Origin of the sequence: Paracoccus endophyticus, from assembly GCF_003286075.1 — a bacterium.
GTDB classification, from domain to species: Bacteria; Pseudomonadota; Alphaproteobacteria; order Rhodobacterales; family Rhodobacteraceae; genus Paracoccus; species Paracoccus endophyticus.
This window is the reverse complement of the sequence record NZ_QLUV01000008.1, coordinates 55,836-80,738: the sequence shown is the minus strand read 5'-3', so window position 1 is coordinate 80,738 and position 24,903 is coordinate 55,836. Positions and strand designations below refer to the sequence as shown.

The 24,903-nt window shown below is 68.8% G+C and carries 20 protein-coding genes; 12 read left to right on the top strand and 8 right to left on the bottom strand.

Going from position 1 to position 24,903, the window contains the following annotated elements:
* Positions 1 to 27 precede the first annotated feature (27 nt).
* On the bottom strand, positions 28 to 732 hold the full coding sequence (locus tag DPQ23_RS10575; RefSeq protein ID WP_112874665.1) for a GntR family transcriptional regulator: 705 nt from the start codon (positions 730 to 732) through the stop codon (positions 28 to 30).
* A 186-nt stretch (positions 733 to 918) separates the two neighbouring features.
* Here DPQ23_RS10575 and DPQ23_RS10570 point away from each other — a divergent pair, with 186 nt between their 5' ends.
* The 12 genes from DPQ23_RS10570 to glf all read left to right on the top strand — a co-directional run bounded on the left by DPQ23_RS10570 (position 919) and on the right by glf (position 15,828).
* On the top strand, positions 919 to 2,154 hold the full coding sequence (locus tag DPQ23_RS10570; protein WP_205961438.1) for an NRAMP family divalent metal transporter: 1,236 nt from the start codon (positions 919 to 921) through the stop codon (positions 2,152 to 2,154).
* 13 nt (positions 2,155 to 2,167) lie between these two features.
* Positions 2,168 to 2,929, top strand: a complete 762-nt coding sequence (locus DPQ23_RS10565; RefSeq protein WP_205961437.1) for a LamB/YcsF family protein — start codon at positions 2,168 to 2,170, stop codon at positions 2,927 to 2,929.
* Complete coding sequence (locus DPQ23_RS10560) at positions 2,926 to 3,705, top strand: putative hydro-lyase (protein WP_112874663.1); 780 nt, start codon at positions 2,926 to 2,928, stop codon at positions 3,703 to 3,705. Before DPQ23_RS10565 ends, DPQ23_RS10560 begins: the two co-directional genes overlap by 4 nt.
* Complete coding sequence (locus DPQ23_RS10555) at positions 3,702 to 5,279, top strand: 5-oxoprolinase subunit B/C family protein (RefSeq protein ID WP_112874662.1); 1,578 nt, start codon at positions 3,702 to 3,704, stop codon at positions 5,277 to 5,279. The genes DPQ23_RS10560 and DPQ23_RS10555 overlap by 4 nt, the downstream gene beginning before the upstream one ends.
* Positions 5,276 to 7,051, top strand: a complete 1,776-nt coding sequence (locus tag DPQ23_RS10550; protein WP_240602634.1) for an acetyl/propionyl/methylcrotonyl-CoA carboxylase subunit alpha — start codon at positions 5,276 to 5,278, stop codon at positions 7,049 to 7,051. The genes DPQ23_RS10555 and DPQ23_RS10550 overlap by 4 nt, the downstream gene beginning before the upstream one ends.
* 408 nt (positions 7,052 to 7,459) lie before the next feature.
* Entirely contained in the window at positions 7,460 to 8,167 is a 708-nt protein-coding gene (locus DPQ23_RS10545) for a serine O-acetyltransferase (protein WP_112874661.1), read from the top strand.
* Between the two features lie 56 nt (positions 8,168 to 8,223).
* Entirely contained in the window at positions 8,224 to 9,408 is a 1,185-nt protein-coding gene (locus DPQ23_RS10540) for a DegT/DnrJ/EryC1/StrS family aminotransferase (RefSeq protein WP_112874660.1), read from the top strand.
* Between the two features lie 292 nt (positions 9,409 to 9,700).
* Complete coding sequence (locus tag DPQ23_RS10535; RefSeq protein WP_162630717.1) at positions 9,701 to 10,864, top strand: glycosyltransferase; 1,164 nt, start codon at positions 9,701 to 9,703, stop codon at positions 10,862 to 10,864.
* Between the two features lie 353 nt (positions 10,865 to 11,217).
* On the top strand, positions 11,218 to 13,122 hold the full coding sequence (locus tag DPQ23_RS10530) for a DEAD/DEAH box helicase (protein ID WP_112874658.1): 1,905 nt from the start codon (positions 11,218 to 11,220) through the stop codon (positions 13,120 to 13,122).
* 199 nt (positions 13,123 to 13,321) lie between these two features.
* Positions 13,322 to 13,543: a hypothetical protein gene (locus tag DPQ23_RS10525; protein WP_112874657.1), complete on the top strand. Its 222-nt coding sequence runs from the start codon at positions 13,322 to 13,324 to the stop codon at positions 13,541 to 13,543.
* Between the two features lie 87 nt (positions 13,544 to 13,630).
* Entirely contained in the window at positions 13,631 to 14,686 is a 1,056-nt protein-coding gene (locus DPQ23_RS10520) for a glycosyltransferase (protein WP_240602632.1), read from the top strand.
* On the top strand, positions 14,683 to 15,828 hold the full coding sequence (gene glf, locus DPQ23_RS10515; RefSeq protein WP_112874656.1) for a UDP-galactopyranose mutase: 1,146 nt from the start codon (positions 14,683 to 14,685) through the stop codon (positions 15,826 to 15,828). Before DPQ23_RS10520 ends, glf begins: the two co-directional genes overlap by 4 nt.
* Positions 15,829 to 15,834: 6 nt before the next feature.
* Here glf and DPQ23_RS10510 read toward each other — a convergent pair whose 3' ends face one another.
* The 7 genes from DPQ23_RS10510 to DPQ23_RS10480 form a co-directional block, all read right to left on the bottom strand.
* On the bottom strand, positions 15,835 to 17,148 hold the full coding sequence (locus tag DPQ23_RS10510) for a polysaccharide pyruvyl transferase family protein (RefSeq protein ID WP_112874655.1): 1,314 nt from the start codon (positions 17,146 to 17,148) through the stop codon (positions 15,835 to 15,837).
* Between the two features lies 1 nt (position 17,149).
* Positions 17,150 to 17,977 (bottom strand): sulfotransferase family 2 domain-containing protein, encoded by an 828-nt coding sequence (locus tag DPQ23_RS10505; RefSeq protein ID WP_162630716.1) that lies wholly within the window; start codon positions 17,975 to 17,977, stop codon positions 17,150 to 17,152.
* Positions 17,978 to 18,003: 26 nt separating this feature from the next.
* On the bottom strand, positions 18,004 to 18,906 hold the full coding sequence (locus tag DPQ23_RS10500) for a glycosyltransferase family 2 protein (RefSeq protein WP_112874653.1): 903 nt from the start codon (positions 18,904 to 18,906) through the stop codon (positions 18,004 to 18,006).
* Positions 18,903 to 20,540 (bottom strand): glycosyltransferase, encoded by a 1,638-nt coding sequence (locus tag DPQ23_RS10495; protein ID WP_112874652.1) that lies wholly within the window; start codon positions 20,538 to 20,540, stop codon positions 18,903 to 18,905. The genes DPQ23_RS10500 and DPQ23_RS10495 overlap by 4 nt, the downstream gene beginning before the upstream one ends.
* Before the next feature lie 734 nt (positions 20,541 to 21,274).
* Positions 21,275 to 22,231 (bottom strand): FAD:protein FMN transferase, encoded by a 957-nt coding sequence (locus DPQ23_RS10490; protein ID WP_112874651.1) that lies wholly within the window; start codon positions 22,229 to 22,231, stop codon positions 21,275 to 21,277.
* On the bottom strand, positions 22,212 to 24,416 hold the full coding sequence (locus tag DPQ23_RS10485; RefSeq protein WP_112874650.1) for a PepSY domain-containing protein: 2,205 nt from the start codon (positions 24,414 to 24,416) through the stop codon (positions 22,212 to 22,214). The genes DPQ23_RS10490 and DPQ23_RS10485 overlap by 20 nt, the downstream gene beginning before the upstream one ends.
* A 9-nt stretch (positions 24,417 to 24,425) precedes the next feature.
* Entirely contained in the window at positions 24,426 to 24,887 is a 462-nt protein-coding gene (locus tag DPQ23_RS10480; protein ID WP_112874649.1) for a DUF2271 domain-containing protein, read from the bottom strand.
* Between the last annotated feature and the right edge of the window lie 16 nt (positions 24,888 to 24,903).

The window sequence follows — 24,903 nt, the reverse complement described above, 5'->3', positions numbered from 1 at the left end:
CCGCGTCCGGCCCTTGCCGTCCCTTGGTCAGGGCACAAGGGCCCTGCGCCTGCGGTCGTCCTCGTCCTCGATCCGCGCGAACGCCGACAGGACCGTGCGTTCGGAACGCTCCAGATAGGCGGTCAGCAGGACCGCCGCGCCCTCGGGATCGCCTCGCTCGATCGCCGACAGGATGGCCGTGTTCTCGGCGATGAACGGCTCGTGCAGCTGTTCCAGATCGCTCAGCAGGCCGAAGGCAAGGCGCAGCTCGGCCGCGACCTGCGTGTAAAAGGCGATCAGGCGCGGGCTTTCGGTCAGCGTCACGACAGCGGCATGAAACCGCATGTTGGCGGACCCGACCGCGCGCCAGTCCCGACGCTCGCGCGCCGCCTCGGCCTCTGCCACGGCCTTGCGCATCGCCGCCACCGCGCGGTGCCGGGGAAAGGCCTTGGTCAGGGCCGGGACCTCGATCAGCCGCCGGACGCGATAGATGTCCAGGATGGCCGCCATCGAGGGGACGGCGACGAACACCCCGCGATGCGGCTCATGCCGCGCCAGACCCTCGCGCGTGAGCAGGCGGAACGCCTCGCGCAGGGTGTTGCGCGAGACGCCCAGATCGCCCGACAGCCGCACCTCGGACAGGCGCTGGCCGGGCACAAGCTCGCCCTCGATCACCATGGTCCGCAGCCGCGCGGCCGTCTGCTCGGACAAGGGGGCCGCGCGGTCGCCGGACGCCTGTCCCTGCTCCTCCATCCCACGCCACCCCTGGTCCCGTGTCTGTGGCGCGCTGCGGCGCCATCCCGGCGAAAACCCGCCGGCGCATCGAAGCCAGCGCGGATTGTTGAACAAATCCTCTGTTCTGTAGGATAATCCGTTGACGGAACGGCTTGCAAGCCGGACAATGCAGTCATTCCGAATCCGCAACTCTGGGGGCCCGCAGTGGGTGAATACACGTCTTCCACCACCGCATCGGCCGCCTCGATGCGCGGCGGGCTGATCGCGGCGATCTTCCTGATGGCGACCTCGGCGATCGGCCCGGGCTTCATCACGCAGACGGCGACCTTTACCGCCAAGCTTGGCGCGGCCTTCGCCTTTGCGATCCTGGCGTCGATCCTGATCGACTTCGTGGTTCAGATGAACATCTGGCGGATCACCGCCCTGACCGGCCGGCCGGCGTCCGAGACGGCCAACCGGGCGGTTCCCGGCGCGGGCTATCTGCTGTCGGTGATGGTCATCTTCGGCGGGCTGGTGTTCAACGTCGGCAACATCGCGGGCAGCGGACTGGGCCTGAACGCGATGATCGGGCTGGACCCCAAGATCGGCGGCGCGCTGTCGGCGATCCTGGCGATCGGCCTGTTCCTGTCGAAAAGCGCGGGCGTGCTGCTGGACCGGATCATCGTGGTGCTGGGCATCCTGATGATCGCCATGACGATCTTTGTCGCCGTCATCACCAACCCGCCGGTGGGCGAGGCGCTGCGCCAGACCGTGCTGCCCGACACCGTCGATTTCGCGGCGATCACGACCATCGTCGGCGGCACGGTCGGCGGCTATATCACTTATGCGGGCGCGCACCGGCTGCTGGACAAGGGCCTGACCGGCGTGGCGAACCTGCCGGCCATCACCCGGGGCGCGCTGTCGGGGATCGCAGTGACGGGCGTCATGCGCTTTGTGCTGTTCCTGGCGATCCTGGGCGTCACCTCGTCGGGCGTCACGCTCGACCTCGCCTCGAAGACGGCCAACCCCGCGGCGCAGGCGTTCCTGGCCGCGGCCGGCGAATGGGGCCTGCGGATCTTCGGCCTCATCTTCTGGGCCGCGGCGATCACCTCGGTCATCGGGGCGGCCTACACCTCGGTCAGCTTCATGCCGGTGTTCCGCCCCATGGACAGCCGGGCGCGCGACATCGCGACGGTCATCTTCATCACGGTCTCGCTGGGCATCTATCTGCTGCTGGGCACCGCGCCCGCGGCGCTGCTGGTCTTTGCGGGCGGATTCAACGGGCTGATCCTGCCGGTCGGGCTGACGATCTTCACCTATATCGGCTTTGCCCGCGCGGACCTGATGGGCGGCTATCGCTATAACCGCGCGCTGCTGACGCTCAGCGCGATCGTCTGCGCGCTGACGTGGTATATGGGGATCAAGTCCGTCGGCACCATCTTCGCCTTCCTGGGCAGCTGAGGAGGACACGGGTTTGGACATCAACAGCGACCTGGGCGAGGGCTATGGCGCCTGGGCGATGGGCGACGACGCGGCCATGCTGGGCATCGTCAGTTCCGCCAACATCGCCTGCGGCTTTCATGCGGGCGATCCGCTGACGATCCTGTCCACGCTGCGCGAGGCCGCAGCGCGCGGCGTCGCGGTGGGCGCGCATGTGTCCTATCCCGACCGCGTGGGCTTTGGCCGCCGCAAGATGGACGTGGCGCCGGCCGAGCTGACGGCCGATGTGATCTATCAGATCGGCGCGTTGCAGGGGCTGGCCGCGGCGGCGGGGACGCGGGTGCGCTATGTCAAGCCGCACGGCGCGCTGTACAACACCATCGCGGACGATGCCGTGCAGGCCGACGCGGTGATCGCGGGCATCCGCGCCGTCGATCCCGGCCTGACCCTGATGGCGCTGGCGGGCGCGCCGATCCTGGACCGCGCCCGCGCCGCGGGGCTGACGGTCGTGGCCGAGGCCTTTGCCGACCGCGCCTATACGCCCACCGGCGCGCTGGTCTCGCGCCGCGACCCCGGGGCGGTGCTGCACGACCCGGACCTAGTGGCCGCGCGCATGCTGCGGCTGGCGACCGAGGGCGTGATCGAGGCCGCCGACGGATCGACCCTGCGGCTTGAGGCGCAGAGCATCTGCGTGCACGGCGATAGCCCCGCCGCCGTCGAGATGGCCGCGCGCATCCGCGAGCGGCTGCTGGCCGAGGGCGTGCAGGTCGCCAGCTTTGCGGGGGCTGGGCGATGACCGTCCACAGCCCCGCCGAATTGCGCGCCGCCTGCCGGCAGGGCTGGGCCGCCCCCACCTCGGGCCACGCCATCGGGTTCACCCAGTGCAACCTGATCGCGCTGCCCAGGGACTGGGCCTGGGACTTTCTGCTGTTCGCCCAGCGCAATCCCAAGCCCTGCCCCGTGCTGGACGTGACCGAGCCGGGCCGCTTTGACACGGTCCTTGCCCCCGGCGCCGACCTGCGCCGCGACCTGCCGCTGTATCGCATCTGGCGCGACGGCGTGATGGTCGAGGAAACGCCGGACGCCTCGGCCGCCTGGGCCGAGCATCCCGATCTGACGGCCTTCCTGATCGGCTGCTCCTTCACTTTCGAGACGCCGCTTCTGCAGGCCGGGATCGAGATCCGGCACATAAGCCAGGGCTGCAACGTGCCCATGTACCGCACCAACCGGCCCTGCCGCCCTGCCGGGCGGCTGTCGGGGCCGCTGGTCGTCTCGATGCGCCCGATCCCGGCCGACAGGGTGGCGGATGCGGTGATGATCTCGGGCCGTTCCCCGGCAGTCCATGGCGCCCCCGTCCATGTGGGGGCACCGGACGCCCTGGGCATCGCCGACCTGGATCGGCCCGATTTCGGCGACCCGGTGCAGGTCCGGGCGGGCGAGGTTCCGGTCTTCTGGGCCTGCGGGGTGACGCCGCAGGCGGCGGTCATGGCCTCGAAGGTGCCCTTTGCGATCACGCATGCGCCGGGGTACATGTTCGTCACCGACATCCCCGACCGCGTGTGGCAGACATGACCCTGCGCTTTCTTCCCGTGGGGCCGCGCACGCTGCTGGTCGAACTGCCCGATCTGGACGCCACGCTGGCGCTGTTCGACGCGCTCAGCGCCGACCCGCTGCCCGGCATCGCCGAACTGGTGCCGGCTGCGCGCACGCTGCTGGTCCGCACCACGCCGGGGCAGGCGGCGGACGGGGGCCTTGCGGCTGCGATCGCGGCGGTCGCGCCGGGCGCCACGGCCCGCGCGGCACATCCCGCCGAGGCCGTCGAGATCCCGGTCGTCTATGACGGCGAGGATCTGGCCGAGGTCGCGGCGCATCTGGGGATGAGCGTGGCCGAGACCGTCCGCGCGCATGGGGCAGCGACCTGGCAGGTGGCCTTCACCGGCTTTGCGCCGGGCTTCGCCTACATGACCTGCGAGGACGCGCGTTTCGATCTGCCGCGCCGCGCGACCCCCCGGCCGCGCATCCCGGCCGGCGCGGTGGCGCTGGCCGGGCGGTTCTGCGGCGTCTATCCCAAGGCCAGCCCCGGCGGCTGGCAGTTGATCGGCACGACGCCGGTGCCGATGTGGGATCTGGGGCGCGACCCGCCCGCGCTGCTGCACCCGGGCGGGCGCGTCCGGTTCGTCGAGCAGCGGGGCGCGGTGCACGCGATGCCCGCGGCGCCCCTGCCCGCGCCGGCTGCGCCGGCCTTGGGGCTGCGGGTGCTGGCCACGGCCTTTCCGATCCTCATTCAGGACGCGGGGCGGCCCGGACAGGCATCCGACGGCATCTCGGCGTCCGGGGCGATGGACCTGCCCAGCCTGCGGCGCGCCAATGACCGCGCGGGCAACCCGCCCGACACGCCGGCGCTGGAAATCACGCTCGGCCCCGTGCGGCTGGCCGTGGACGCCCCCGCAACGCTGGTTCTCGACGGCGCGGCCGAGCGGGCCGAGATCGAGGCCGGCGGCGCCCGCATCCCGGTGGACGTGGCCCGTCCCTTTGCGCTGGACCCCGGCGACGTGCTGGTGATCGCGCCGCCCGCGCGCGGCATGCGCAGCTATCTGGCCGTGCGCGGCGGGTTCGACGTGCCCCGTCTGCTCGGCTCGGCCTCGCGCGACACGCTGGCGGAAATCGGCCCCGAGCCGCTCGGCCCCGGTGCCACGATCGGCCTGGCCCGCAACCCGGCCGGGGCCGTCGATCCCGACCCCGCCCCGCGCCCGGCCCTTGCGGCGCCGGGCGAGGTCGTGGTGCTGCCGGTGACGCTCGGCCCCCGCAGCGACTGGTTCCCGCAGGCCGCGCTGGACCTGTTGCTGTCGCAGGACTGGGAGGTCACGCCCCAGTCCTCGCGCGTGGGCATCCGCCTGGCGGGCCAGCCCCTGGTCCGCGACGACGCGCGCGAACTGCCGTCCGAGGGGACCGAGCGCGGCGCGATCCAGGTGCCCCATTCCGGCCAGCCGGTGCTGTTTCTGGCCGACCATCCGCTGACCGGCGGCTATCCGGTCATCGCCACCGTGCTGCCCCATGCGCTGCCGCTGGCGGGACAGATCCCGCCCGGCGCGCGCATCCGGTTCGCCGCAGACCGTCCCTTCAGCCCGATCGAGCCCACGCCATGATGACATCCCTGTTCGAGCCCGGTGCCGAGACGCGCCCGATCCGCCGCCTGTTCATCGCCAACCGCAGCGAGATCGCCGTCCGCATCATCCGCGCCTGCCGCGACGAGGGGATCGCGCCCATCGTGGCCTATGCCGATTCCGACCGCGACGCGCTGTTCGTCCGCATGGCCGACGAGGCCTATCCCCTGGGCGGCGAGCGGCCGGCCGAAACCTATCTGGACGCGGGCAAGCTGATCGCCATTGCGCGCCGCGCGGGCGCCGACGCGGTTCATCCCGGCTATGGCTTCCTGTCCGAGCGCGCCGAGTTCGCCCGCGCCGTTCAGGCGGCGGGCCTGATCTGGGTCGGCCCCGACCCCCATGTGATCGAGGCGCTAGGCGACAAGATCGAGGCCCGCCGCATCGCCGAATCCGTGGGCGCGCCGCTGGTCGCCGGCACCCCCGGTCCCGTGGAGACGCCCGCCGAGGCCCGCGCCTTTGCCGAGGCCCACGGGCTGCCCATCGCGATCAAGGCGGCCCACGGCGGCGGCGGACGCGGCATGAAGGTCGCCTGGACGCTGGACGAGGTCGAGGAGCTGTTCGAGTCCGCCACGCGCGAGGCGCTGACCGCCTTCGGACGCGGCGAATGCTTCATCGAACAGTTCCTCGACCGGCCCCGGCACATCGAGGCGCAGGTGCTGGCCGACCGGCACGGGCGGGTCAAGGTGCTGGGCACCCGCGACTGTTCCCTTCAGCGCCGCAACCAGAAGCTGGTCGAGGAGGCGCCCGCCCCCTTCATCTCGGATGACCAGCGCGAGCGCATCCATGCCTCGGCCCGCGCGATCTGCGCCAAGGCGGGCTACAGCGGCGCGGGCACGGTCGAGTTCCTGCTGTCGGCGAACGGCACGCTGTCGTTTCTTGAGGTCAACACCCGGCTTCAGGTCGAGCATCCGGTGACCGAGGAGACGACCGGCATCGACATCGTGCGCGCCATGATCGCCGTGGCGGCGGGCGCGCGGCTGGCCGACGAGGCGGTGCCTGCGCCCCGCGGGCACGCGCTGGAGTTCCGCATCAACGCCGAGGACCCGGCGCGCGGCTTTCTGCCCACGCCCGGCCCCGTGACCGGATGGGACGCCCCCGCCGGCCCGGGCGTGCGGATGGACAGCGGGGTCGCCGCCGGGTCGGTGGTGCCGGGCAGCTTCGATTCGCTGATGGCCAAGCTGATCGTCACCGGCGCCACGCGCGAGGAGGCGCTGGCCCGTGCGGCCCGCGCGCTGGCCGAGTTCCGCATCGACGGCGTGGCCTCGGTCCTGCCCTTCCACCGCGCGGTGATCGCGGCGCCCGAGTTCCGGGCCGAGGACGGCGGTTTCGCCGTCCACACTCGCTGGATCGAGACCGACTTTGCCGACCGGCTTGCGGCCCTGGCGGGTCACGACCGCGTGACCCCTGCGCCCGCCGCGCCGCTGTTGCGCTTTGCCGTCGAGATCGACGGCCGCCGCGTCGAAATCGGCCTGCCAGCCGGGATGCTGGCCGCCGCCCCCGCCGGAACGGCGGCGTCCGAGACGCCGGCCGAAGCGGCCGAGGACGTCATCACGGCCCCGGTCGCCGGCACGCTGCAGGTCTGGCAGGCCGAGGACGGCGCCGAGGTCGCCGCCGGAGACGTGATCGCCGTGATGGAGGCGATGAAGATGGAGACGCGCGTCGAGGCCCCGCACTCCGGCCGCCTGCGCCATCTTGCCGAGGCGGGCGCCCCCGTGGCGTTCGGCGCCCCGCTGGCGCGGATCGAATCGGCCTAGGCGAGCGCCACGGCGGGGGCAGGAACGGGCGGGATCGCCGGGTTCAGCGATCCTGCGGGGCGGACGCCCGCCCCCTTCTGTCGTGACCGGATGATTCCCGCTGCCGCCAGACCTGCAATCGTTTGCTCGTCGGCATTGCAGGCGGTTCGGCGTTACCCCGTGCAAAGGCCGGACAGCCGCTGACGCCGCACGGGGTCAAGCGAGAAACCTGTCCTTATAGCCAGCTTCCTTTCCCCGTAGGGGTGCATAGTCTGCAGGTGCCGGCACGTTTTTCACTGCACGGCGCTTGTTGAGGCATTCCTTTGAACACCAACTGAGTTTCACCATGTGGCCCAACGGCTCTTGCGACTGCAGAGGCTCTTTCCAGCCATCAAGGCTTATCGGCATGATGACAATTTCGGCCCTGCCATGACCAAATGGCAACAGCGCGCCGCCGCTGATCCTCGTTTTGTCCCCTTCAAGGGTGACTGCAACGGGAATCCGCCCGATATTGCCCTTGTGGCCCTGATCGCGGAGGATTTCCGCACCCACGGGGGGAATTTTTTCTCCGACGGGTTCTGGGTGCTGTTCTGGCACCGGTTCGGCAATTGGCGCATGGCGTTTCCCAAGCCTCTGCGGGCCCCCATGACGCTGATCTATCGCGTCATGTTCTGGCTGACCGCGCGCGCAACCGGAATCCTGCTTCCCTATACGGTCCGGGTCGGGCGCCGCGTCCGGCTGGATCATTTCGGAGGAATGATCCTGGTGGCGCAGTGGATCGGGAACGATGTCACCATCCGGCAGAACACGACCTTTGGCATTGCGCGCCTGACCGAACCGCAGGACCGGCCCGTCATCGGCGACCGCGTCGAGATCGGGGCAGGCGTGGTCATCATGGGCGCCGTCCGGATCGGAGAGGACGCGATCATCGGCGCCAATGCAGTGGTGACGTGCGACCTTGCGCCGCGGGTGGTTGCCGGCGGCGTGCCAGCCCGCGTGATCGCAGAGCGCCCTGAACCGGCAGACCACCGATTTCCCTTTCCCCTCTCCAGCCGCCCCGACACTGAAGATCACGGGCCGGCGAAAGGCATTCACAAGAACGAAACGACAGATCGCTGCGAAGCAAAGGCAAACTGAGCGCCGCGCGGCAAGTCGAGACGGTTTCATTCGCTATTTCTGACTTGGAGGCATTCATGACAAGCGGCGGCCCGGTCTTTATCACGAAGCCCAGTCTTCCTCCCCTGGCCGAGATCATCCCCTTGCTGGAGGAAATCTGGAACAGCCGGATGCTGTCCAACAACGGCCCGCTGGTGCAGCGTTTCGAGGCGGCGCTTGCCCGCTATCTCGGGGTCGAGCACCTTTCGCTGGTGGCCAATGCGACGGTGGGCCTCATGGTGGCCTTGCGTCACGCGGCGGTAGCGGGCGGCGAGGTCATCACCACGCCGTTTTCATTCGTCGCCACGGCTCATGCGATCACCTGGGCGGGTGCAACGCCGGTCTTCGGCGACATTGACCCGGGGACGCTGAACCTCGATCCGGAACGGGTCGAGCGTGCAATCACGCCGCGCACCAGGGCCATCATGCCGGTGCACACCTTTGGCATTCCCTGCGACGTGGCGGCATTCCAGGACCTCTCGCGGCGCTACGGGATTCCCGTGATCTATGACGCGGCCCATGCCTTTGCGGTCAGCGATGCAGGCGGCTCTGTCCTGCAATGGGGCGACATGTCGGTGCTGAGCCTGCACGCCACCAAGGTGTTCAACACCTTTGAAGGCGGCGCCATCATCTCGCGCGATCGGGACACCAAGCGTGCGGTGGATCGGCTGAGCAACTTCGGGATCACGGACGAGGCGCATGTCGATACGATCGGGCTGAATGCCAAGATGAGCGAGATCAACGCGGCCATCGGCCTGACGCAGCTCAACCACATCGACGACATGATCCGGGCCCGCGGGATCGTGGCCCAGCGGTACATGGACGGCCTGCGGAACGTGAACGGCGTGCGGTGCGTATGTCCGCCATGCGGATCAGGACAGAACCACTACGCTTTTCCGATCCTTGTGGGCCGGGATTACGGCATGAACCGGGACGCCCTGCTGGAACGGCTCAAAGCCCATGACATCCACGCGCGCCGGTATTTCTATCCGCTGATCTCGGACATGCCGATGTATCGAGACCTGCCGTCCGCCCATGCGGGGTTTCTGCCCGTGGCCCGGCAGATCACGTCGCAGATCCTGTGCCTTCCGCTCTATCCCGATCTGGACCCGGCGCGCCAACAGACGATCATCGACCTGGTCATCCAGGGACAGGCCGACATCGGCCCGGACCGGCAGAATTCCCGCTTCGACGTCGAATACCTCGCAAGAATCGCCTCCTGAGGGATCAATCCACCCACGTCATTTTTCAACCCTTCCACGATCCCGTTGCGGCCTGTGCCGCGCCTTGTTTCCCAAAACGACCCCTCGGCATTCGGGCAGGGGTTGATGAATTGAGCACCCCCCAACGGGTTTCGCCCACAGTGGAGCAGCCAACATGAAAACGGCCATGAATTCCGCGGAACTGATCCTGCTGCCTTCCCTTGCTGCGCACCGCGGGCCACACGGCGGGCTGGTGATGACACAGAAATACATGAACGGGGCAGCCGCCTTTGCCCGGCGCTGGCCCGGCCCGGTGACCAGCCTGGTCACGCTGAGCAGCACGCCGTCGTCGGACATGGACCACGTCGAGGTGACTCCGGGCGCGTTCGAAACCGAACTGGAGGTGCGCCCGGTGGGGCTGGACGCCCTGGCCGCGCGCATCGCGAATGCGGCTGTCGTGCTGGCGTTCCTGTCGCCCTTCGAGGCGCCGACGGCCGCCTTGTGCAAGCGGCTGGGCGTGCCGATCGTCTTTACCAGTGAATATACCCCCCGGACCGAACGCCAGATCGTGGATGCGGACACCAGGAACCCGGTTCTTCGCCTGCGTCGAAAGCTCTGGATCGAACAGGCCGAGCGCATCCGTCGCCGGATGCTGCGGGACTGCGCGGGTCTGCAGTGCAACGGCACGCCGACCTACGACATCTACAAGGATCTCAGCCCGCGCAGCCTGTTGTTCTTCGACAACCGCGTGCCCCAGGCCGGGTTGGTGTCGGATGCGGTGTTCGGTGCCAAGCTGGACAGGCTGCGTGCCGGAAAGCCCTTGCGCCTCGTGTTCGGCGGGCGCCTCATTGCGATGAAGGGGGTGCTTCAACTGCCCAAGGTCGCCGCAGAGCTGCGCCGGCGCAACGTGCCCTTCACGATGGATATCTATGGCAGCGGCGATCTGGAAAAGAAGCTGGCCACCGGGATCGCGGCGAGGGGCCTGGCCGGGCCTGTCACCCTGCACGGACCGCTGGATTTCGAAAGTGGATGGCTCCCGACGCTGAGGGAGGCGTCGGATCTGTTCGTCTGCTGCCATGTGCAGGGCGATCCGTCCAGCACCTATTCGGAGGTGATGTCCTGCGGCGTGCCGATCATCGGCTATGACAACGAGGCGCTTCTTGGCGCGATCGCGCAGTCCGGCGGCGGCTGGGCCACCCCCCTGCAGGATCCCGGCGCACTGGCGGACAGGATCGCGATCCTGGACAAGGATCGCTCGGACCTCGTGCTGGCGGCAAAGGCCGCGCGGCACTTTGGCAGGTCGCACATGTTCGAGCCGACGATGGACCGCCGCGCGGCCCATCTGATCGAGGCCAGCCGCCTGGCGTCTCAGGGCACCGGGCCTTTGCGTCCTGCACACGACACACGCGGGGCCGCGAACGCCGCGGAGACGTCTGCAGCAAGCGTTCAGGCAGCGAGGCGCGTCAGGCGTGGGTGAATGAAGGCGCAGGCCGGGCGGGTTGCACCGGCCACCCGCGGCACGGCCGCGACTTGGTGAAAGCGCCCCGGCCCCGGGGCAGCCGATGCCGGGGGCCTGCCGCCTGCGCGGGGTCATCGGCCCGACGGGGACGCCCCGGGGACGACCCGGGGACCATCATCGACCGCCGAGGGCCGTGCGACGCCCCGGGCCTGTGCGCCATGGCTCAGGAACTCTTTGACTTCGGCCCGGTTTGCGTCTAAGGAACGTCCTTTCGGCCCGCGACGCGGCGGTGGCGGGCGCGGGCGTCCGACCGCCAGGGGCGCGACGGGGCCGCCCAACGGGTGCGCGGCATCCCCTTCTGGCGACGATCAATGACCGATTTCGACATTGCGGCACCCTTGGGTGCAGCCCTGGCCGGCAAGGGTTATGCCAGCCTTACCTCTGTCCAGCAGGCCGTGCTGGCGCCCGACGCGCAGGGGCGCGACCTGCTTGTGTCGGCGCAGACCGGCTCGGGCAAGACCGTGGCCTTCGGGCTGGCGATGGCCGAGGGCATCCTGAACGGCGACACGTCGGGGATGCTGGCCGCGCCCCTGGCGCTGGCGATCGCGCCCACGCGCGAGTTGGCGTTGCAGGTCGCGCGCGAACTGGGCTGGCTTTACGAAAAGGCCGGGTTCCAGGTGGCCACCTGCGTCGGCGGCATGGATTTCCGCACGGAACGCCGGGCGCTGGACCGGGGGGCGCAGATCGTCGTGGGCACGCCGGGCCGACTGCGCGACCATCTGGAACGCGGCAGCCTTGACCTGTCGTGCCTGCGCGCCTGCGTGCTGGACGAGGCCGACGAGATGCTGGACCTCGGGTTCCGCGAGGATCTGGAGTTCATCCTGACGGCCGCCCCCGCGGACCGGCGCACGCTGATGTTCTCGGCCACCGTCCCGCCTGCGATTGCCCGGCTTGCGGCCGAGTTCCAGCGCGACGCGCTGCGGGTCGTCGCCGGCGGCGAGGCGCGCCAGCACGGCGACATCGCCTATCGCGCGCTCAACGTGACCACGCGCGACCGGGAAAACGCGATCTTCAACATCCTGCGCTTTTACGAGGCGCGGACGGCCATCGTCTTTTGCAAGACCCGCGCCAACGTGAACCACCTGCTTGCCCGCATGGGCAACCGCGGCTTTCGGGTCGTGGCGCTGTCGGGCGAGCTCAGCCAGCAGGAGCGCACCCACGCCCTGCAGGCGCTGCGCGACGGGCGGGCGCAGGTCTGCATCGCCACCGACGTGGCGGCGCGCGGCATCGACCTGCCGGGGCTGGAGCTGGTGATCCACGCCGACCTGCCCACCAATTCCGACACGCTGCTGCACCGGTCGGGCCGAACGGGCCGGGCCGGGGCCAAGGGAGTGTCGGCGCTGATCGTGACGCCCGCCGAGATCAAGAAGGCGCAGCGCCTGTTGCAGGGCGCGCGGGTCGAGGCCGAGTGGGGCGGCGCCCCGTCAGCCGACGAGGTGCGCGCGCGGGACGATGCGCGCATGCTGGACCATCCGGCGCTGGCGGCCGATCCGGGCGACGAGGCCGAGGCCGGCGCGCGCCTGCTGGACCGCTTTGGCCCCGCGCAGGTCGCCGCCGCCTTTGTGCGGCTGTGGCGCGAGGGCCGCCCCGCGCCCGAGGAGCTGATGGAAACCACCCGTCCCGACGCGCCGGGCGCCGGCGCGCGCGCCCCGCGCGGCGATTTCGGTGACGCCGCCTGGTTCGCGCTGTCGGTCGGCCACGAGGGCCGGGCCGAGGCGCGCTGGCTTTTGCCCAAGATCTGCGAGGCAGGCGGCATCACCCGCGACGCCATCGGCGCGATCCGCGTTCGCCAGACGGAAACCTTCGTGCAGATCTCGGCCGCCGACGCCCCCCGCTTTGGCGACGGGGTCGAGCTGGAGCCGGGCCTGTCCATGCGCCGCCTGCCGGGCGAGCCGATGCTGGACTGCCCCGAGGGAGCCCAAGTTCGCCGCCCGCTTGCCGGGCCGCGAAAGCCAAAACCCGCGCCCCGCGACGATGCCCCTGCGTCCGCGCGCGAAACCGCCCCTGCCCCCACGCGCGATGCTGCCCTGCCCCGCCGCGCGTGGGCCGACCCCGCCGCCAAGGCGCAGCCCGCCCCCACCGGGGAACGGCCCGTCAGAAAGGCAGGGAAAGCCGCCGGCAAGCCCGGGGGCAAGCCGGCTAAGGCCCCCTTCAAGCCCCGCCCCGCCGGGGGCGCCGGCAAGCCGGTCAGGCCCGGCAAGCCGCCCCGGCGCTGAACCGCGGCGTCGCGCTGCCACGTTGCCGACGAGCGCCACGGGCGATGGGTGCACCCCGCTGAACCTGCAGCGCAGGATGGGGGCGTCCCTGGCCGCCCCAGCCGGTCGTCGAGATCGCCGGATCGGGATCGGGGGCGGACCCGATCCCGATCCGGCGCGATTCGGCGGGAGAGGTCTGCCCCTGTGGCCGGGCCACCCCATGACGGCGCACTGGGGCATCATGGACCGGGCAGAGGGCACCGTGTTCCGGCGTCGCGCCGCCTTCGCGCACGCGCTTGAGTATCCGCGGCACCGGATGGCCGCCTTCGTCAGCCTGCCCATCGGCAACCGGGAGCGCCGGGCGTTGACTCACGGCGTCAACGCATCACTGCCCTGGACAGGGCTGTCCCGCGGCCTTCCATGCCAGGTCTGTTCTCCCTGATTGCCCCTTGTGCCGCTTGACGCTAACCGGGGCCGCGTGGGGCCTGCACTCACCCAAGAAACGAACTGCTCAGGTCAGGGGACTGAAGTGCTTCAAAGCGGCCAGCCGATCCAGCACTCGAGCATCGCGGCTCGGACCGAACCCCGGCAGAGCCTTGCCGCCGTGGTCGTCACTCACAACCGGATCGGCCAGTTGCGTGTCACCGTGGACCGTCTGCTGGGCGAGGACCTGGATCACCTGCTGGTTCTGGACAACAACTCCGATGACGGGACGGCCGAGTTCCTGAACGGCATCGACGACCCGCGGCTGACCGTTCTGCACCAGGACCGCAATCTTGGCGGCGCGGGCGGGTTCGAGCAGGGCCTGCGGCATGCTGTCGCCGTCCTGGACCCGGACTGGATCGTCGTCATGGACGATGACGGCCGTCCTTTTCGCGGTGCCATCGAGAGGTTTCGCCGCCTGGACACACGGGGCCTGGACGCGATCAGCGCGGCTGTGTGGACACCCTCGGGCCAGATATGCGAGATGAACCGCCCCTACCGCAATCCCTTCTGGCACCTGCCAGAGTTCCTGCGGGTCCTGGGCGGGCAGGGTCGGAGGGGGTTTTATCTGGGCGACACGGCCTATCAGCCCGGTGCAGACCCGACGGACATCGACATGGCGTCGTTCGTCGGGCTGTTTCTGTCGCGCGACAGCCTTGCGCGTGCCGGATTTCCCGACGGAAGGCTGTTCATCTATGGCGACGACCAGCTTTACACGTTGCAGATGCGTCGCCTCGGGCTGCGGATCGGTTTCTGCCCCGGCCTCCGTTTCGAACACGACACCCGATCCATCCAGACGGACGGAACCCTGGTGCTGCGGCCCCTGTGGAAGGTCTATTACATGTATCGCAATGCCCTGATCGCCTATCGCGTGGCGGCGGGGCCATGGTTCTGGCCGCTCTTGCCCATCCTGCTGGCCAAGTGGCGGCGTCAGGCACGCCATTACGGCCCTGACCGCGGGGCCTATCGCAAGCTTCTGGCCAAGGCGCTGTCGGACGGGCTGCACAAGCGGCTGGACAGATCGCATCAGGATGTCATGACGATGGCCGACGCCTGCGCGGCCCAGGGCCGGACAGCATTCCAGAGGGACGGAACTCGATGAAGATACTCTTGGTGGGGGCGGGGCTCTCGGGCGCGGTGATCGGGCGCCAGTTGGCACAGGCAGGGCACGATTGCCGCATCATCGACGGGCGTCCCCATATCGGGGGCAACTGCCATACCGAGCGGGACCCGGACACCGGGGTCCTGCTGCACTGCTATGGCCCCCACATCTTCCACACCGACGATGCCGAGGTCTGGGACTACGTCAACCGCTTTGCGGCGTTCAGGCCCTTCCAGAACCGCGTCAAGACGACGGCGCAGGGCCGGGTGTATTCCCTGCCCATCAACCTGCTGACCATCAACCAGTTCTTCGGCACCACGCTGCGCCCCGACGAGGCCCGCGCGTTCATCGAGTCCAAGGCCGACACCAGCATCGCCGACCCGCAGACCTTCGAGGAGCAGGCGCTGCGCTTCGTGGGGCCGGAACTCTACGAGGCGTTCTTCAAGGGCTACACGGAAAAACAGTGGGGCTGCTCGCCGTCCGAACTGCCCGCAAGCATCCTCAAGCGCCTGCCCGTGCGCTTCAACTATGACGACAACTACTTTGCCCATCGGTTCCAGGGCATGCCGGCCGAGGGCTATACCGCGATGATCGGGGCCATCCTCGACCATCCGCGGATCACGGTCGATCTGTCCACCCCCTATGCGCCGGCGATGGCCGAGACGGTCGATCACGTCTTCTGGTCGGGCCCGCTGGACGGCTTCTTCGACTATCGCCTGGGCCGGCTGGGGTATCGGACGCTGGATTTCGAGCGTTTCACCGTCGCCGGCGACTATCAGGGCTGCGCGGTGATGAACTATGGCGACAGCGACGTGCCCTATACGCGCATCACCGAGCACAAGCACTTCTCGCCCTGGGAACGCCACGAGGGCAGCGTCTGCTATCGCGAATACAGCCGCGCGGCAGAGCCCGGGGACATCCCCTATTACCCGATCCGCCTGGTGAACGAAAAGGCGCTGCTGGCGGACTATGTGGCGCTGGCCGAGGCCACGCCCCGTGTCACCTTCGTCGGCCGCCTGGGGACCTATCGCTACCTCGACATGGACGTGACCGTGCGCGAGGCGCTGGACACGGCCGCAGCGTTCCTGGACGGCGTGCAGGGCGGAACGGCAGTGCCCGCGTTCGTTCAAAACCCGCTCTAGTCTGGCTTAGCGCAGGCGGTGTGCCAAACGGCGCAGCTTTTGCTTGAACGGCACTGGTGGAGCGGCTGGGACTGCATCAGGAACCCGCACGTCTTCGATCGCAGGGGTTAAACCTGCACGCGCGGCCACGGCGAAGAATTCGCGTCTGCGTTGCTGATAGAGGGTCTTCATTGCCTGCAGGGCTTGCGGTGACAGATATTCTTCCAAAACGGCAGGCAGGCCCTTGCGGGCGAACGCCTTGGTCGAAAGGTGGGGCAGTCCGAAATGTTCGGCCAGTTCGACAACACGGTTGTCGTGCGATAGGAAGATCGCAGGAACGCCGGCCTGCAGCGCGGCTACTCCGCCGTGGAAACGGTCTCCGACATAAACGTCATGGCGCAACGCAGCCTGACGCCATGCTCCTGCCTCGTTAAAATAGTAATAACGCAGGAAATTCAGCTTGCCCCCAGCCTGCTGACCCAGCCAGTCATTCAAAAGGTCGGCACGGAATTCGTTATTGCCTTCGTTGTAAAGACCGCGCATGTGCGCCAACCCCTCGAATGACCAGGGTTCATCCTGAAACACGTAAGAGGCACTGGCCTTCTGAAAGGCGTGCGCCAGCTCGATCCCGCGCGGAGAAAGGGTGCCATTGGCCATCTTGATATAGCCTGCGGTCATCACCGAAGCTGCCGCACCCTTGCTGCGGGCGGCCGCACCGTCCAGGCCCATGATGCTGTGGGGATAGGCATAAAGGCTGGGGCAACCCAGCACGTCTGCGTTCTTGAAGCCATTGTCATGCAGCCAGTTGGCCGTCTGGGCGCCGCGTACGCCAAAGATGACAGCATTCTGATTAAACCAGTCGATCAATGCGGCATTGCCCGGCATCATGTCCGACAGCTTGTGATTGCCCTGCAGCCCGCAGCCCAGAACCGCCACCGGAACCTGGCCCTTGAGCGCCCTGAGGCTTTTTAGCAGGCGCGCCCCGTCATGGTCGGGCCGAATGAAATTCGCCATCGAAATGATGACCATGTCAAATGATCGCGACATGCGCGTGGCGAAGCCGGCGCCGATCGCGTTCAGGATCTCTGCCAAGTTGCCATAGGTCGAGCCGCTGGGCGACTTGGCGAAGATCTTGGCAGGGGCCTCAGCATGAATGATGTTGCCGCGATTGCCGGTCAGCATGTGATTGGGGTAAAGCCCTGCGATGCTGTCGGTGGTCGTGGACTGCGCACCTGTGATCATCGGAAGGGACGACCGCGGCCTATGCGCGGCGATACCGGGAGCATGGAAGAAAAGACGCAGGGGCTTGGCGCTTGTGATCGTCGCAGCCTGTCGATTCATGTCAGGTCTCCTCGGACATCGCGTAGAGCCGCAGCATCAGCGCGTGAATCTTGGTGTCGTTATGATTGCGGTCCAGGATCAGGTCCCGGACGGCATCAGGCAGCTTATCAGCAGGCTTGGAGCCGACATTCGTATGGTATTCGGTAATTGGCGGCAGGCCGTGGGACCGAGACAGGAAGGCCAGAGACTGGCTTAGGCGTTCGGTGACGCCAATGAAGCTGTAATACCGTGTCAGCTTGGCCAGCACGTCGTCGAAGGACGTGGCAAAACCGATGGCCTGCGACAACTGCACGTCAAAGCTGGTGCTTTCGACATAGCTTTCGATTTGAGGGAAGCGTTTCACAAAGTCTTGGTGCGCCGGATGAGCGGCAGAGCTGTTGTAGTTGAAGTTCGAGATCATCCGTTGGACCGGGTCGCGCAGGATGGTCGCCGACTTGATCGGCAGTTCCTGATTGCGCCAGAGCTGCATCTCGCTCCAGCCATAATGGCCCATGACAATCTGACGGATATTGCCTCTGGATTGCAGATAGGCGGCCTGTCGCGACGCCTTATAGAACGAGGGGCCTATGTTGTTCCATTCGACTCCGTGGAACTGATCGAAAGCCTGCTGCATCGCCTTTCCCACCGACATGCCGGCGGTCTTGGGGATATGGACGAACAGCATCGTGTCGGATTTTGCCCAGAATCGATTGTCCTCGACCGCAGCAGGACAGAAACGATGCACGAATTTCGCCATGATGGCAGGCGTCGCGTCGAATTCCTCCGCCAGGCTGGTCAGGGTAGTCCTGTTCAATCGAAAGGATCTGGGTCCCGCCAGCAGCTTGGCCATTTTTCGCAATGAGAAATCTGGTCTGATCACGTCACGTGCTCGATTGCAGGCCGAAAGGCGTAACCCTTGAAAATCGCACCATAGATGGACCATTTCAGGCGCCGGGGGACACCTGCCTCCCGCATCTGCCGTCGGACACCATAAGCATAGGCCAGCACGCCCGCCAGACCCTGCTCGCGGCGGCGCCATGAGGTTTCATTGCGGGCGCCGTACTTGAACTTCCACAGGCTCTTGTCGTCGATCATCCCGAAGTTGACGCCCCTGTTGTCGGGCGTGTCGTGGATCACCCGGCTTTCGGGGCAGTAGATGCCGGGGTACGACCGCGCGATGCGGCGGGTGTATTCGGCGTCGTCGAACCAGATGAAGTAGTCCGCGATCGGCAGCCCATGTTCGCGCACCGCCCACCGCGGGATCAGCGCCGACACGAACGAGCAGGAATCGACCAGCGCCCACGGCCGGTCCGGGGTCAGAAAGCGCGGCCAGTCCCAGACCGGGCGCGGCGTGTTCATCTCGCACAGGGTCCCGTCGGTCCATTCGACCCGCGAGCAGGCAAAGCTGGGGCGCCAGACGTTCGCGTCCTCAAAGGCGGTGATGGCGTCCAGCAGCCTTTCAAGGGCGTCTGGCTCGGGATAGGCGTCGTCGTCGGACACCCAGAAATAGTTGGCCCCCTGGGCATAGGCGGCCTTCATCCCTTCGTGAAAGCCCCCGGCCCCGCCCACGTTCCGGGGCAGGCGCATATAGCGGATCGCGCTGTCCTGCGTGGCGCGCGCCTCGACCAGCTCCGCGGTGTTGTCGGTCGAGGCGTTGTCCACGACCAGGATCAGGTCGGGCTTCAGGGTCTGGCGGTCCAGCGCATCCAGGACCTTCATCAGCTTGGCAGAGCGGTTGAAGGTGACGATGACGGCGGCCGTTCTGGTCAGGGCGCTCATCGGGAACCGGTCTCCTCGGTCTGGTGGCCTTGCGCTGCATCCCGGTAAAGCGGCATCAGCACCTCTCGGGCGGTCGGATCAGCGGCAAGCGCGCGCGATGCGGCCTGCAGCGCGGCCTTTTGCGCGGCAAGGAACGCGCCGTCCCGCCACAGCCGGTCCACGGCGGTGACGATGCCGCGCACGGCCGCGCGGGGTTCCACGGGCACCAGCAGGTCCGGCGGGATGATCTCGCCCTGGGCGCCGACATCGGTCGAGATCGGGATGCAGCCATGGGCCAGCGCCTCGTAGCAGACCAGCGCCAGCCCCTCGTTGTTGGAGGGAAGCAGCAGGATGTCCGACCGCCCGAGAAGGCCGGGCACGTCGGCCGAGGCAGGCTCGATCGCCACCCTGTCCTGCAGCCCGTACCGTTGCAGCAGCCGCGTGACCGCCCCCCGGAACGGCCCCTCGCCCACGATGGTGCCACGCAGATCCACCTGGTTCCTGTCCGCCCAGCCGGCAAGGGCGCGGATGGCCTCGACGACGACGACGGGGCGCTTTTGATAATAAAGCCGGCCGATGAAGGTGACGTGCAGGGTTTTCTGTCCGGCCTGCAGGCGCAGGTCCGGCGGGCTCGCCTCGCCCTCTGGCCGGGTCAGCATGCGGCCCAGCCGGACCTTGCCGACGATGTGGAAATCGTCGCGGTAATAGCGCACGAGCTGGCGGCTGATGACATGGTGCATGTCGATGTAGTTCGACCATACCCCCGAGATCCGGGGATAACCGCCGTCTGCATATTCGACGATGTGGGTGCTGTCGATGACCCTGACCCAGGGCATCATGGTGCGCAACTGTGGCAGGGATTCGTACAGGAACGTGCAATGATGGATATGGACCAGCCGGATGTTCTCGGTCAGGGCCAGCTGCTCGATGAAGCGGGGCCACAGGTGATGGGGCAGGTAGCGGTCCAGCGGGATGAACCGGACATCCGGATGATCGGGCAGCTTGCTTCTCAGGCGCTGGATCGAGGGCACCGAGGTGACCACGAACACGCGCAGCCCTGCCTCGAGCGCCCATTGCACCGTATCGAAGGCCAGTGCTTCGGCTCCCCCGACTTCCAGCCAGTGCATGCCGATCAGGATCGCGGGTCTGGTGGCGCTGTCGGCAGGCGCAGGGGGCGGAAACAACTGCGAACCCTGGCTGCGCGCAAGCGAGACCGTGCTGTGCACACGCCGTGAGCGGCGTTTGCGGGCCATCTCGGCCTGATAGCGGATCGTCTCGTAGAGCATCGGGCTGAGACGATGAACAGCCTTCAGCCCGCGCACCGGCGCCCAGGGCGCATCGGTCAGCGCCCTCTCGCTTGGCAGAGGCGCGCGCGGGATCGAGACCATGACGGTGACGACAGGCGCCCCCTCCCGCGGGGCGGGCCTGCGCATCTGACCCAGGAATTCGGGGCTGAGATGGCTGGCCTGCAAGGTGACAGGCCCCTCGATCACCGAGGGCTTTCCTGAAAGGGGATCGTTGCTTTCGTAAAGGAACAGGTTCAGCGTCTGTGTCGGATAGAGAAGATCGTAGATCGCAAGGACCTGAGAGACTTCACGCCGGATATGATCCACCGCCGGCTGTCCGAGAGGCTTGTGCGATGCAGGCGTGGTCATGATGACCTTTCTCAGTTCAGCCACGGGAACAACCGGGTCCGTGTAGTAGATAGGCTTGTGAAGGAAAAGGCTCAGCGCCTTCACATTCCGATGCACGCGCGGCGTCGGGATCTGGAGGCGGGGCCTCGCAGGCCAGGGCCATGCCGGGTTGATGAAGGTTCGTGACCGTCAGCATTTCCTGGCGGATGGCCGGCGGGTGACGAACCAGCGGGGCCGTCCAGCCGTCCGCCGGCTAGGCCCTGTCTGGTGGTCGACCTGACTCGGCGGACGTGGCCGCGCGCGTGGCAATCCGGTGCAGGGCACGCTGGCCGGACGGCACGCTGGCCGGACGGCGTGCGGGGCGGATGGCGTTCGCCGCCCACACGCCGGAGCAGCGGGCGCAGGGCATCGAGGGCAATCCTGTCCACGGCGGCTGGATCGCCCTCCGGTTGACCCAAGATCTCCTCAGCTGCGCTCTTGCCCGCTGGTGGCCCGGAATGCGGCAGGTCTGCCGGACCGATCCGACAACCGCGGCGGCAAACGCGGCTATCGGCCTTTCTGCCCTGCGCGCGCCCCGACCTTGACGCAGACCAGGTTCGCATCGCCCCCCTTTGTTGTCCTGTGGCCCGGCGGCTGCCGGGGGTTGCATGGGGACGACAGCCTGTCTGCCCGCGCCCAAGGAGGGGCGCACCGGCAAGGCCGCCTTGCGGGGATGAACCGGCAGAAAGCGCCAGGACGCCTGCTCTGCACGCGCGTCATCTGTCCAGACCCCCGAACAGACGGCCCACCGACACGGCCCGAAGGCCGGTTCCCTCGCGCAGCAGAAACAGCGCATCAAGGCCACGGCGGCGGGCCAGCGCGGGGCCCGCGGCTGCGCCCTGCACCATCAGCGCGCTGGCCCAGGCGTCGGCCTCTGCGCAGGTTTGCGCGACCACCGTGACCGAGGCCGGCGGCGCTAGCAGCGGCGCGCCGCGGCGCGGGTCCATGGTGTGCGACAGCGCCCGGCCCCCGGCCTGAACGCGGTGCCGGTAATCGCCCGAAGTCGCCACCGCCGCATCGTGCAGCGCCAGCAGCGAATGCGCCGCGCGGCGGCTGGGGTCGGGCGCCTCGACCGCCACGGCCCAGGGCGTGCCATCCGGGCGCAGGCCAAGGGCGCGCATCTCGCCGTCGATGCCGACCAGTGCCGCACCGATGCCGAAGCGCCTCAGCGTCTCGGCCAGCCGGTCCACGCCATAGCCCTTGGCGATGCCGTTCAGGTCAAGCGTGACGGGCGCTGTCCTGCGGGCCCGGCCGGCCGCGACGGCGAGATCCAGCACCTCGTGCGCGGGCGGGCGCGGGGCCGCCAGCGCCTGCCTGATCCGATCCCCATCCGCCGCCGCCGGGCCGAAGCCCCAGGCCGTCACCGCGTCGCCCACGGCGATGTCGAAGGCGCCGGCCGAGGCGCGGCCGACCTCCAGCCCCAGCCGCAGCACCGTCATCAGAGGCGCGGGCACGGAAACCCATTCCCCGACCGGCGCCGCGTTCAGCCGCATCAGGTCGCTGTCGGGCCGCCAGATGGACATCTGCGCGTCCACCTCCTCGGCGGCGGCCTGCAAGGCCTGCTGCACCGGCGTCGGATCAAGGTCCTCCGCAAAGAACAGGGCCGACCACCGGGCGCCCATGGTGGGGCCGCTCAGCGCGTGGCGGGTCAGGTCAGTAGATGTCTTCGACATAGCGCCCCTCGGCTTTCAGCAGTGCCGGCGTCAGCCCGGCCGGCGCAAGGATCTCGGCCAGCGCGGTGCTGACGCCCGCCGCCATCCCGCGGCCGCCGCAGACCATCACCCGCGCGCCCTCGCCGATCAGGCGGGCGACCTCGGCGGCCTCGTGCCGCAGCGCGTCCTGGACGTAATGCGGCCGCTCGCCGCGCGAACGCGCGGTGACAAGGCGGGACAGGCGCCGGGATGCCTGCCACTCGGCCAGGTCCTCGCGATACAGAAAGTCGCTGTCCGGATGCCGCATCCCGAAGAACAGATGCACCGGGCGGCGGCGCGCATTGGCGCGGATGAAGCCTGCAAGCGGCCCGATCCCGGTGCCCGCGCCGATCAGGATCAGCGGCGTGCGGCCCCGGCCGGCGCGGAACCCCGGATTGCGGCGCAGGAAGGCCTGCACGGTTCCGCCCCGCTGCAGTTCGACCAGCTGCCCCGAGCACAGCCCGCCCGGCTGCTTGCGCACCACGATCTCGATGAAGCCGTCGGACGAGCCGGACGCCAGCGAATAAAGCCGCGGCACCGGCGAGCCTTCCGGCAGGATGCCCAGCAGATCACCCGCGCGATAGCGTGCGAACCCCTGCCCGGTCAGCCGCTGCCACAGCGTGACAGGCGGCCGGGCAAAGCGCAGGATCGCGGTCGGGGCCTGCACCTCGGCGCCGTAATCGCGGCGCGACACCAGCGTCAGCGGCTCGCTTGCGGGCGTCACCGGCTGATGGACCAGGTCCAGCGCCATCCCCAGCGCCGCGCCAAGCGTGCGTCCCCAGCGGGCGAAGTCCTGCGGCGACTGGCGGTCGATGCTGCCTGTGGCAAGAAGCTGCGGCCAGCCCTTGGCCTCGGCGGCGGTCGAAACCGCCTCGGCATAGGCGCAGAAGGCCGGAAAGCTGCGGTCCCCGAAGCCCAGCACCGCAAGCGGGGCACAGGGTGCGCGGTCCATCCGCGCCAGCCGGTCGAGGAACCCCCTGGCCGAGGCCGGGGCGCAGCCCTCGCCATAGGTCGCGGCAAGGATGATGAACCGTGCGGCCCGAGGATAGCGCGCCGGGTCAAAGCCGGACATCGGGGCGACGTGGACGTTCTGGCCGGCATCGGTCAGCGCCGCGTGCAGCGTCGAGGCAAAGCCCCAGGTCGAGCCGCCCTCGCTGCCGACAAGGAGGACCGTCCCGGCGTTCCGGGGCGGGGCATTGCCGCGGATGCGGGGCCGCGCGCGGCGCGACGCAAGCCACAGGACCAGGCCGGTTCCCGCCATCACCGGCACGCCAAGCGCCATCAGCCCCAGCACCAGCCCCAGCACCGCGGCGCCCTGCCCCGTGTGCAGCATGAAGATCGTCTCGGACACGCGGCTCCAGCCCGCAAGATCGGCCCAGGCCAGCAGCGCGCCGGTGCCCTGGTCCAGATAACCGGTGCCCTGGGCGGTCTTCAGGGTGTGGGCATCGGCCGGATCGCCCGGATCGGCCAGCGACAGGCTGCGGAAGGTGGCGACGGGTATCTGCAACGCGCCTGCCGCCGCCAGATCCGCGCCGGTCCGTCCGCTGACCTCGGCAGGAAACGGGGGCGTGCTGGCCCCGTCCGGCAGCAGATCGAAGGTCGAGGCTGTCATCCACAGCGCGGTGGCCGAGGACAGCACCAGGCCCAGGACCGCGATCCGCGCGATCTCGACGTGCAGCCGCCCGGCCACGGGCCCGCGCAGCGGGGCGAACCACCGCCGCCAGCCGCCCGTGCGGCGCGCGACCAGCACCGCGCCCGACAGCGCCAGCACCAGCATCGCACCGGCGCCCACGGCGGTCACGATCCGCCCGGCGTCACCCAGAAACAGCGAGCGGTGCAGGTTGGTCAGCCAGCGCCGAACCGGGTCGGGATCGGCCGGGGCGGCATCAAGCCCGGTTGCCGGGTCGATGACGGCGGCCTGCGGGGTGCCGCCATCAAACCAGTAGGCGGTGACCAGCCCCGAGGGCGCGCGCCGGATCTGTTCCAGCCCCGGATGGCTGGCGGCGATCCGTCCGGCAAGATCGGCGACGGAAAGCCCGGCCCCGGCCTGCGGCGCGGACAGCCGCTCGACTGCGGGATAAAGCGACAGCGCCGCGCCCGACAGCGCCAGCACGACCAGCAGCAGCGCGGCCACAAGGCCCGGCCAGCGATGGAATGCGCGGATCATCCTGATCCCTTACCTGTAGGAGACACTGGTGATGTAGCGGGTGCCGGACGCACTGGCCCCGGCCGAGTTCAGCGGCAGGGCGACCTCGTTGGGGCTGTCGCGCATCTCCTCGACGGCGGCATCGACATGCAGGGTGTAGCCCGCGTCGAACAGGGCGTCGGCCAGATCCAGGGTGATCTCCAGCGTCCGCCCCGCGCCGACACTGGCGCCGGTGATGCCATCGACCTGCCGGGTGTCGCCGCCGGTCGCGCGATACCAGCCCGACAGGTGCTCGTAGTATTTCGACTTGGTGCCCGCCATCCACAGGCTGCCGACATAAGCCCCCTGCGGGTCGGTAACGTAAAGCGCCAGATAGGCGCCGTCGCCGCCATAGTTGTTCAGCGTGGCAGCCAGCGTGACGGGCCGCGCCAGTGCAACGGCAGGCAGCGTCAGCGCGGTGGAGAGGGCAAGGACGGCGGCGAGAGGATTCATGGTCGGGTTCCTACAG